The organism is Acinetobacter sp. Colony158 (genome assembly GCF_019264745.1).
Lineage (GTDB): Bacteria > Pseudomonadota > Gammaproteobacteria > Pseudomonadales > Moraxellaceae > Acinetobacter > Acinetobacter ursingii.
On record NZ_CP078523.1, the window covers coordinates 8,865 to 9,091 of the forward strand.

A 227-nucleotide genomic window follows, 5' to 3' on the forward strand; every position below is an offset into this window, starting at 1 on the left:
AGGTAAATTGACAATAGCATCTATTTCAGCGCGTCCCATCGCCTGTTCAGCTTGATAAAAACTGCTATAAGGCGTTGCGGTGATATAGGGCGTTCCATTTAAACCTGCAAGTAATTGCTGACTTTGAGGCGTAATATTTTTGTGCGACCACGCCTACCCGGCCATTATTTAAGTCGAAGATAAGCCATAACCAAATAATAGAATCAAAATTAGCGGTAAAATCAGAC

Annotated in this window: 1 pseudogene (only partly in view); it reads right to left on the reverse strand. The window is 41.0% G+C overall.

Annotation, left to right across the window (positions count from 1 at the left end):
* Positions 1-227 (reverse strand): annotated as a pseudogene (locus tag JR005_RS14280) (ABC transporter permease); its annotated part reaches 84 nt to the left of the window's first position; the annotation flags it as partial.